We start from the raw sequence: 9,343 nt of genomic DNA on the forward strand, positions 1-9,343 counted from the left end.
GTGATGGCGCTGATGGTGGGCGCGATGACCATCCACAACATCCAGCCGGGCCCGCAGGTGATGACCAGCAACCCGCAGCTGTTCTGGGGCCTGATCGCCTCGATGTGGATCGGCAACGCGATGCTGGTGATCCTGAACCTGCCGCTGATCGGCATGTGGATCAAGCTGCTGACGGTGCCCTACCGCTGGCTGTTCCCCTCGATCGTGCTGTTCTGCGCCATCGGCGTGTACTCGACGAACAACAACGTGTTCGACATCTGGATGGTGGCGATCTTCGGCATCGTGGGCTACCTGTTCATCAAGCTGGGATGCGAGCCGGCGCCGCTGCTGCTCGGATTCATCCTGGGCCCGATGATGGAGGAGAACCTGCGCCGGGCGCTGCTGCTCTCGCGCGGCGACTGGAGCGTGCTGGTCACGCGCCCGCTCTCCGCCGGCCTGCTGGCTGCCGCCCTGCTGCTGATCGTGATCGTGGCCCTGCCCGCGGTGAAGAGCAAGCGCGAGGAAGCCTTCGTCGAAGACTGAGCGCGCGCAACAAGCCCGCAAGAACGGCCCTCCGGGGCCGTTTTTTTGTTCCCCGCCCGGCCCGGCAGCCGTTAGCATGCGGGCCAACGTGCGCAACTCGACCGCGTCCCTCCTGTTCCTGCCCGTGCTGGCCGCGCTCGCGGGCTGGGCGTGGCTGACGGACTTCGTCACCATCCAGGGCGAATCCACCGTCTACACCGTGGCCTGCAGCGGCGGCGAATGGCGCGAAGCCACCTGCACCGGCCAGCTGGCGCGCGCCGACCGCTTCCGCTTCCGGGCGCTGCCGCGGCGCCACGAGGTGCTGTTCTGGACGCTCGGCAAGTCCGAGCCCTCGGGCCGCTTCACCGGCTGCGAGATCGAGGACGGCCGCAACTGGATCTGCCCGCCCGGCGCGGAGGCGCCGCGCACCATCACCCTGGCGCTGGTGCGCGGGCAGGCGCTGCACGATCCGACCGGCCACACCCAGGCCTTCCGCGCCGTCGCCAAGTGGCGCTGGATCCTGCTCGGATGGGGCCTGCCCATGGGGCGCTCGGCCGACTACTGAGGCATCCGATGCACCAGCCTTCCGCCCATCCCCAGAGGGTGGCGCTGCACAACGAGATCCACGCCCGGCCGCCGGAGGCGATGGCGGCGCCCCTGGCCTTGTCGCACTTCGTCATGCTGGGCGACGGCGGCGGGCGCGAGGCGAGCCGCGCCCACCTGGCGGCGCTGCTGCGCGACCACCACCTGCCGCTGCCGGACGCGCAGGGCACGCACCTGCGGCTGGACGTGGGCGGCTTTCGCGTGCGCTGGGAGCTGCACACCGAGTTCGTGACCTGGACCTTCTCGCGGCCCTTCGATGCCGAAGGCTTCGGCCGGCAGGAGCCGGTGCCGGCCGCGCAGGCCGTGCCGCAGGAGTGGTTGGCCGCGCTGCCGGGGCAGATGCTGCACGCGCTGCACCTGTGGGTGCTGCCGGGCGAGCCCGACGCGCAGGACGTTTCGCTCACCCGGCACGTGCTGCACGAGGAGACGCTGGTCGGCGCCACCGTCTCCGGCGGCCACGCGCGCGTGTTCACCGATTTCGCCCTGCATGCCGACGGCGGCTCGCGCATGGTGCTGCTGGCCGGGCAGCTGCCGCCGCGCCGCCTGGGCCGGCTGGTGCAGCGGCTGCTGGAGGTGGACACCTACCGCATGGCGGCGCTGCTGGGGCTGCCGGCCGCGCGCGAATCCGCCACCTTGCTGGCGGTGGCCGAGGGTGAACTCGCCGCGCTGGCCGAGGCGATCCGCGTCGCCGGAAGGCACGAGGAGCCGCAGTTGCTGGACCGGCTGACGCGCCTGGCGGGGCAGGTGGAGAGCCACTACGCCGCCACGCACTCCCGCTTTTCCGCCAGCGCCGCCTACTTCGAGCTGGTGGACCAGCGCCTGGCCGACATCCACGAGCAGCGCCTGCCGGGGCTGCAGACGCTGGGCGAGTTCTTCGAGCGGCGGCTGTCGCCGGCGCGCGCCACCTGCGCCTGGGCGGTGCGGCGGCAGGACGCGCTGTCGCAGCGCGTCTCGCGCATCAGCAACCTGCTGCGCACGCGGGTGGAGATCGAGCAGCAGCAAAGCAGCCAGGCCCTGCTCGCCACCATGAACCGCCGACAGGACCTCCAGTTGCAGTTGCAGGCGACGGTGGAAGGCCTCTCGGTGGCGGCGATCACCTACTACATCGTCGGCCTCGTGAGCTACCTGGCGAAGGGCGCGGCGGCCATCGGCTGGCCCTTCAGCCCCGAGGCAACGGCCGCTTGCGCGATCCCCTTCGTCGCCGGCGGCGTGTGGCTGTCGCTGCGGCGGCTGCACGCGCGCCTGCTGGCACACCGCTGACGCGCACGGCGGCCGTGCAGGGCACCCGCACGCGCGCTGCGTATCATCGCGGCTTCATTGCAATCGAGGCGACACCACATGAAGCTGGGCATCACGGGCAAATGGGCGCTGGTCTGCGGCGCCAGCAAGGGACTGGGATATGGCTGCGCGCTGGCGCTGGCGCGCGAGGGCGCGCACGTCGCGATCGTGGCGCGCGGCGCCGAGGCGCTGCAGGCGGCGGCCGAGCGCCTGCGCCAGGACCCCGAGGTGCCGCAGGGCACGCAGATCGAGCCGATCGCGGTGGACATCACCACGCCGGAAGGGCGCGCCAAGGTGTTCGCCTTCCGCAAGGACTGGGACATCGTCGTCACCAATGCCGGCGGCCCGCCGCCCGGCGACTTCCGCGACTGGGACCGCGAGGCCTGGATCAAGGCGGTGGACGCCAACATGCTGACGCCCATCGAGCTGATCAAGGCGACGGTGGACGGCATGGCTGCCCGCGGCTTCGGCCGCATCGTCAACATCACGTCGAGCGCGGTGAAGGCGCCGATCGACATCCTGGGCCTGTCCAACGGCGCGCGCAGCGGTTTGACCGGCTTCGTGGCGGGCGTGGCGCGCACCAGCAAGCTGGCTTCCAGCAACGTGACGATCAACAACCTGCTGCCGGGCGTGTTCGACACCGACCGCATCAAGACCACGCTGGAAGGCAGCGCCAAGAAGACCGGCAAGTCGGTGGAGGAGATGCGCCAGCAGCGCATGAGCACGATCCCCGCGCGCCGCTTCGGCACGCCCGAGGAATTCGGCACCGCCTGCGCCTTCCTGTGCAGCGCCCAGGCCAGCTACATCACCGGCCAGAACTTCCTGATCGACGGCGGCGCGTACCCGGGGACGTATTGAGCCCGTAGTGAAGACCAAATAGCCGGACGCAGAGGACGCGAAAGATACGCAGAGGACGCAAAAAAGACAAAGAAAACTATTGAAGGTTTTCTTTTGCGTCCTCTGCGTACCCTTTGCGTCCTCTGCGTCCGGAAGTCTGGCTTTCCTACCGCCGCGACGAGACCACGATGCCGGCCACGATCAGCACGAAGGCCAGGGCGTGGAACAGGTGCGGGGGCTCACCCAGGAAGGTGGCGGAGAGCAGCGCCGCGAACAGCGGCGTGAGGTTGGAGAAGAAGCCCGCGATGTTGGGCCCCACGCGCTGCACGCCCAGGCCCCAGCAGCGGTAGGCCAGGATCGCCGGGCCGATCGCCACGTAGGCCAGGGCGGCCGCCAGCGGCCAACCCCACTGGATCTGCTGCGTCGTCACCGCCGTCTCGGCGGCCGCGAACAGCCCCGACCACGCCACCCCCGGCACCAGCTGCGCCACCAGGAAGCCGGCCCAGTCCGAGCGCACCTCGGGCGGATCGCCGGGGCGGGTGAGCAGCCAGCTGTAGAGGGACCACGACGCGGTGGCGAGCAGCATGTAGAGGTCGCCCGGCACGAAGTGCAGGTGGGCGAGCTGCTTCACCTCGCCGCGGCACAGCACCACCAGCACGCCGGCGATGGAGAGGGCGGCGGCCACGAGCTGCCGGCCCGTGATGCGCTGGTGGAAGAACAGCGCGCCCAGCCCCAGCATGAAGAAGGGCATGCTGGAGGCCACCAGCGTCACGTTGATCGGCGTGGAGGTCCGCACCGCCATGTACTGCAGCGCGTTGTAGCTGCCGATGCCCAGCAGGCCCAGCACGGCGTAGCGGTGCATGCCCGGCCAGATCGGGCTGCCGCGCCGCAGCAGCCGCCAGGCGAAGGGCAGCAGCAGCACGAAGGCGCAGGCCCAGCGCAGGAAGTTGAGCGCCATCGGCGGCACCAGCGGCACCACCATGCGGCCCACCACGGCATTGCCCGCCCACAGCATCGGCGGGACGCACAGCAGCAGCGCGGTGGAAAGCGTCAGGCGGTGGGTCATGGGCAGGGCGCGACTTTACGCCCGCGGGTATCTCCCGCGCTGAGGCGTTGCTGACGGATTCGTGGCAGGATGCGCGGCATTCTTCAAGCCACAACGCAAAGGAGACACCATGGTCAAGGCAGTCCGCATCCGCCAGCATGGCGGCCCCGAGGAGATGGAACTGGTCGACGTCGAAGTCGGCCAGCCCGGCCCCGGCCAGATCCGCATCCGCCACAAGGCGATCGGCCTCAACTTCATCGACGTCTACCAGCGCACCGGCCTCTACAAGATGGAGATGCCGCTCACGCTGGGCATGGAAGCCTCGGGCATCGTCGAGGCGGTGGGCGAGGGCGTCACGCACCTGAAGGCGGGCGACCGCGCCGCCTATGCCAGCCATCCTCCCGGCTCGTATTCGGAAGAGCGCGTGATGCCGGCCAAGAACGTCTGCAAGCTGCCCGACGCGATCAGCTTCGAGACCGGCGCGGCCATGATGCTCAAGGGCCTGACGGCGCAGTACCTGCTGAAGCGCACGCAGCCGCAAGGCGGCCTGCAGCCCGGCGACTTCGTGCTGTTCCACGCCGCCGCCGGCGGGGTGGGCCTGATCGCCGTGCAGTGGGCCAAGGCCATGGGCCTGCGCCTGATCGGCACCGCGGGCAGCGACGCCAAGTGCGAGCTCGCGAAGTCGCTCGGCGCCGAGTTCATGATCAACTACAGCAAGGAAGACTTCCTCCCCCGCGTCAAGGAGATCACCGGCGGCCAGGGCGTGAAGGTGGTCTACGACTCGGTGGGCAAGGACACCTGGGACAAGTCGCTCGACTGCCTGCGGCCCTTCGGCCTGATGGCGAGCTTCGGCAACGCGTCGGGGCCGGTGCCGCCGTTCGCGCCCGGCATCCTGGGCAACAAGGGCTCGCTGTACGTGACGCGGCAGACGCTGTTCACGCACATCGCCACCCGCGAGGCCAACCAGCAGATGGCCGACGACCTGTTCGAGGCCGTCACCAGCGGCAAGGTGCAGATCCGCATCGACCAGCGCTTCCCGCTCGCGCAGGTGCGCGAAGCCCACCAGGCGCTGGAGGCGCGCAAGACCACCGGCTGCACGATCCTCACGGTGTGATGCAAGGAGCCTGGGCCCCCAGGCTCCCGGGCGCGCTGCGGCTGGCCCCGGCGTGGCGCGCGCACCTGCACGCGGCGGCCGATTGCCCGCCGCGGCGCCCGCGCGTGGCGCTGGCCTGGCGCGGCGAGCGCATCGGCTCGGTCGAGCCGGACCTGTTCGAGCGTGCCGGGCTCGCGGGCGGTTCGCTGGTGCGCTGGCTGGATGCGCAGGCCGCATGGGAAGTCGCTGGCGAGCTCACGCCGTCTCTCGCGCAGCTCGCCTTCGTGCTGCGCGAGCGCGGGCTGGCGCACACCTGGCGCGACGAGCAGCTCGCGGTGCGCAGCGAGGCGGGCGCGCTGCTCGGGACCGTGGAGCGCGCCGTCGTGCGGCCACTGGGCATCGCGACCCAGGCGGTGCACCTCGTGGCTGTGGATCCGCGCGGCGGGCACTGGGTGCAGCAGCGTGCCTTCGACAAGCCGACCGACCCGGGCCTGTGGGACACCTTGATGGGTGGCCTGGTGCCGGCGCGCGATGCGATCGAGGACGCGCTGGCGCGCGAGACCTGGGAAGAGGCGGGCCTGCGGCTCGAGCAGTTGCAGGAGCTGCAGTACGGCGGCCGCACGCTCACGCGCCGGCCCTTCCGCGAGCAGGCGCACGGCTACGTGGTGGAAGTGATCGACTGGTACCGCTGCACCTTGCCCGAAGGCGTCGAGCCCGCGAACCAGGATGGCGAAGTCGCGGGCTTTCGCTGCATGGCGCCGGAGGAGGTGGAGGTGCTGCTGCAGCAGGAGGCGTTCACGATCGACGCATCGCTGGTGCTCGAGGCGGCGTTCGGCGGCTGACGCTGGCCCGCGGGGCCGCCCCAGGCGACCCGCTATGATGGCTCGACCGTCAACCCAGGAGGCGTTTTGCTGTACACGTGCTCACCGGATTGCACCGACCCGCGGCACCGGCACGCCGCAGCGGCCCGCTCCGCCCACCTGAAGGCCCCCTCGCTGCGCGCCGCGGCGTCGCGCGTGGTGGCCCGCGGCCGCCGGGGCAGGACGCAGGTGGTGGACCTGCACTGCCACTATCTCAATCCGGACGTGAGCGCGAAGACGGCGCACCTGGACGCGGCGCAGCACGATCCCGCCGCCATCTTCGCCGACGACCTCACCCGCGTGACCAACGCGCGGCAGCTGAAGATCCGCACGCCCAAGCTCACGCGGGTGGAGCAGCGCCTGAAGGACATGGACCGCATGGGCGTCGACGTGCAGGCGGTGTGCCCCGCGCCCTCGCAGTTCTTCTACTTCGCCCCGCCCGATGAGGGCGCACAGCTCGCGCGCGAGGTGAACGAGGGCATCGCGAAGCTGGTGGCGCAGACGCCCGAGCGCTTCGTCGGCCTCGGTTCGGTGCCGCTGCAGGACGCGGCGCTGGCCGTGCGCGAGCTCGATCATGCGGTGAATGCACTGGGATTGCGCGGCGTCGAGATCTGCACCAACGTCAACGGCCGCAACCTCACCGACACGGAGCTGGGGCTGGAGAAGTTCTTCGCCCGCGCCGAGGAGCTGGGCGTGCTGCTGTTCCTGCACCCCACCGGCTACACCCAGGCCGACCGGCTCACGCACCACTACTTCAACAACGTGATCGGCAACCCGCTCGATTCCACGGTGGCGGTGTCGCACCTGATCTTCGACGGCACGATGGCGCGCCACCCGAAGCTCAAGGTGCTGGTGGCGCACGGCGGCGGCTTCGTCGCGCACTACTGGGCGCGCATGGACCACGCGTGGCGCGCGCGGCCGGATTGCCGCACGGTGATCAAGCGGCCGCCGTCGAAGTACCTGGAGAAGTTCTTCTTCGACACGGTCACGCACGACCCGCAGCTGCTCAAGCACCTGGTGGAGCGCTTCGGCGCCGAGCAGGTGGTGCTGGGCACCGACTATCCCTACGACATGGGCGAGGAGGATCCGCTGGGCCTGCTCGCGCAGGTGAAACGCCTGCCCAAGGCGCAGCGCGACCTGATCGCGGGCGGCAACGCGGCGCGGCTGCTGAGGCTGAAGTGACCATGAACGCGGCTGCCCAACCCTTCGACGCGCGCGCGCTGCGCCAGGTGCTCGGCGCCTTCGTGACGGGCGTGACCGTGATCACCACCCTCGACCGCAACGGCAAGGCGCACGGCCTCACCGCCAACTCCTTCAGCTCGGTCTCGCTCGATCCGCCGCTGATCCTGTGGAGTCAGTCGCGCAGCGCGCCCAGCCATCCCGTGTTCCGCGAAGCCGAGCGCTTCGTGGTCAACATCCTGGCCGACGACCAGATCGAGGTGGCGAACCGCTTTGCCCACGCCGGCAGCGACAAGTTCGCCGGCTGCGTCACGCGTGCGGGCCTGGGCGGCGTGCCGCTGATCCAGGGTTGCGCCGCCTGGCTCGAATGCCGGCGCATCGACAGCTTCCCGGGCGGCGACCACCTGGTGTTCCTCGGCCAGGTGGAGCGCATCGAGCGCACGGCGATGCAGCCGCTGGTGTTCGGCGGCGGCAAGTACCTCGTCGCGCAGCCGCACGACCTGGGGCTGATGGCCACGCCGGGCGGCACCAACGTCGCGCGGCTGAAGGCCGTGCGGCTGGCCACGCGGGCGCTGGTGGAGCTCTCGGACGACCTGGACGAGACGCTGGGCCTGGGCGTCTGGGGCAACAAGGGCCCGACCATCGTGCGCTGGGAGGAGGCGAGCGAGCCCGTGAGCGACAACCTGCGCACCGGCCTCGTGCTGCCGGTGCTCACGTCGGCGACGGGGCTGGCCTTCGCGGCCTGGCTGCCGCGGCAGATCACGCAGCCCTTCATCGAGGAGGAGCTCGCGCAGGGCCTGGACCTGGTGCGGGTGGAGCAGGAGTTGGCGCAGGCGCGCGCCAGCGGCATCGTGCGCCTGGTGGGCTCAGACCGCTTCACCGACCTGTACGGCACCAGCATCAGCGCGGCCAGCGTGCCGGTGTTCGACGACAGCGGCCAGATGGTGCTGGCGCTGACGGCGATCGGGAGCTCGCAGCGGATCGATTTGAGCGACGGCAGTCCGCTCGTGACGGGCCTGCGCCATTGCGCCGCCGCCCTGTCGTTCCGCCTGGGCGGCCGCAGTCCGGCGCAGGTGGCGTCGAACGATCCGGTGCAGGCGGTGTGAGGTCGAACATCCGGTGCAGGCGGTGTGAGGTCGAGCGATCCGGTTCAGGCGGTGTGAGGTCGAGCGCGGTGCGGATGCGTAGGCTGGTGCTGAGCGCGCGGTAGCGCCGAAGCCCAGCGATCAGCGAGCGCAGCGAAGCTGGGCTTCCGGCGCGCATTGCGCGCGGTCAGCACCAGCCTGCGGTCTCCTACATCCGCTTGGCTTGCGTGCTTTCAGCAGGGCCGTGACGTGCGGCCTAGAGTGAGGCGCCAGACGGTGGCCGCATTCCGGGGCCACGCTGGAGAAGTTCACATGGCCTTTCGCGTCTTCATCGTCGAGGACAGCTCGACGATCCGGGACAACCTCATCGAAACCCTCAAGGAACTGGCGCAGTTCGAACCGGTGGGCACCGCCGAGACCGAGCACGAGGCCAAGCGCTGGCTCGCGCGCAACGACTGGGACCTGGCCATCATGGACCTGTTCCTGCGCGAGGGCAGCGGCCTCAACGTGCTGGAGGCCTGCCGCCAGCGCAAGCCGGGCCAGAAGGTGGTGGTCCTGAGCAACCATTCCTCGCGCGACGTGCGCTGGCGTTGCCGCCAGCTCGGCGCCGATGCGGTGTTCGACAAGTCGACCGAACTGGAAGCCCTGGTGGACTACTGCGTGCGGCACCGCAGCGACGTGCAGGCCGCCGCGCCGGACGCGAAGGCCGACGCCGAGCCGCAAGCCGCCGCGCCGCAGGAGCTCCCCGCCCAGGCGTTGCCCGCCGCGCAGGTGGCTGCCGCCGCTACTGCAGCGCCCTTGTCGCCTGCTGTTCCGGCAGCACCGGCTTGAGCCGGCTGGGCGCCAGCGCGCCGGCCGAATC

Annotated in this window: 9 protein-coding genes and 1 pseudogene; 9 read left to right on the forward strand and 1 reads right to left on the reverse strand. The window is 70.7% G+C overall.

The window, feature by feature from the left end; all coding sequences use genetic code 11:
- The 4 genes from VFM98_RS12280 to VFM98_RS12295 form a co-directional block, all read left to right on the forward strand.
- The coding region (locus VFM98_RS12280) for a tripartite tricarboxylate transporter permease (RefSeq protein ID WP_325110209.1) at positions 1-522 on the forward strand (522 nt) is incomplete at its 5' end.
- An 88-nt stretch (positions 523-610) separates the two neighbouring features.
- The gene (locus VFM98_RS12285; RefSeq protein WP_325110210.1) at positions 611-1,066 is read left to right on the forward strand and encodes a hypothetical protein; all 456 of its coding nucleotides are present in this window, start codon (positions 611-613) and stop codon (positions 1,064-1,066) included.
- An 8-nt stretch (positions 1,067-1,074) separates the two neighbouring features.
- A complete protein-coding gene (locus tag VFM98_RS12290) occupies positions 1,075-2,364 on the forward strand; it encodes a DUF3422 domain-containing protein (RefSeq protein ID WP_325110211.1) in 1,290 nt (429 codons plus the stop codon).
- 78 nt (positions 2,365-2,442) lie between these two features.
- A complete protein-coding gene (locus tag VFM98_RS12295; protein ID WP_325110212.1) occupies positions 2,443-3,240 on the forward strand; it encodes an SDR family oxidoreductase in 798 nt (265 codons plus the stop codon).
- Between the two features lie 145 nt (positions 3,241-3,385).
- On the opposite strand, the gene VFM98_RS12300 is transcribed toward VFM98_RS12295, so the two are convergent.
- Complete coding sequence (locus VFM98_RS12300) at positions 3,386-4,285, reverse strand: DMT family transporter (protein WP_325110213.1); 900 nt, start codon at positions 4,283-4,285, stop codon at positions 3,386-3,388.
- A 109-nt stretch (positions 4,286-4,394) separates the two neighbouring features.
- On the opposite strand from VFM98_RS12300, the gene VFM98_RS12305 reads away from it, so the two are divergent.
- The 5 genes and pseudogenes from VFM98_RS12305 to VFM98_RS12325 form a co-directional block, all read left to right on the forward strand.
- Positions 4,395-5,378, forward strand: a complete 984-nt coding sequence (locus VFM98_RS12305; RefSeq protein WP_325110214.1) for a quinone oxidoreductase — start codon at positions 4,395-4,397, stop codon at positions 5,376-5,378.
- On the forward strand, positions 5,378-6,199 hold the full coding sequence (locus tag VFM98_RS12310; RefSeq protein WP_325110215.1) for an NUDIX hydrolase: 822 nt from the start codon (positions 5,378-5,380) through the stop codon (positions 6,197-6,199). The genes VFM98_RS12305 and VFM98_RS12310 overlap by 1 nt, the downstream gene beginning before the upstream one ends.
- Positions 6,200-6,265: 66 nt before the next feature.
- Positions 6,266-7,399 carry an amidohydrolase family protein gene (locus VFM98_RS12315; RefSeq protein WP_325110216.1) on the forward strand — a complete coding sequence of 378 codons (1,134 nt, stop codon included), beginning with the start codon at positions 6,266-6,268 and terminating at the stop codon, positions 7,397-7,399.
- 2 nt (positions 7,400-7,401) lie between these two features.
- Positions 7,402-8,502 (forward strand): flavin reductase, encoded by a 1,101-nt coding sequence (locus VFM98_RS12320; protein ID WP_325110217.1) that lies wholly within the window; start codon positions 7,402-7,404, stop codon positions 8,500-8,502.
- 291 nt (positions 8,503-8,793) lie between these two features.
- A pseudogene (locus VFM98_RS12325) lies at positions 8,794-9,156 on the forward strand (response regulator); the annotation flags it as partial.
- Positions 9,157-9,343: the final 187 nt, after the last annotated feature.

The sequence above is a fragment of the Ramlibacter sp. genome (genome assembly GCF_035706265.1).
GTDB lineage: Bacteria > Pseudomonadota > Gammaproteobacteria > Burkholderiales > Burkholderiaceae_C > Ramlibacter.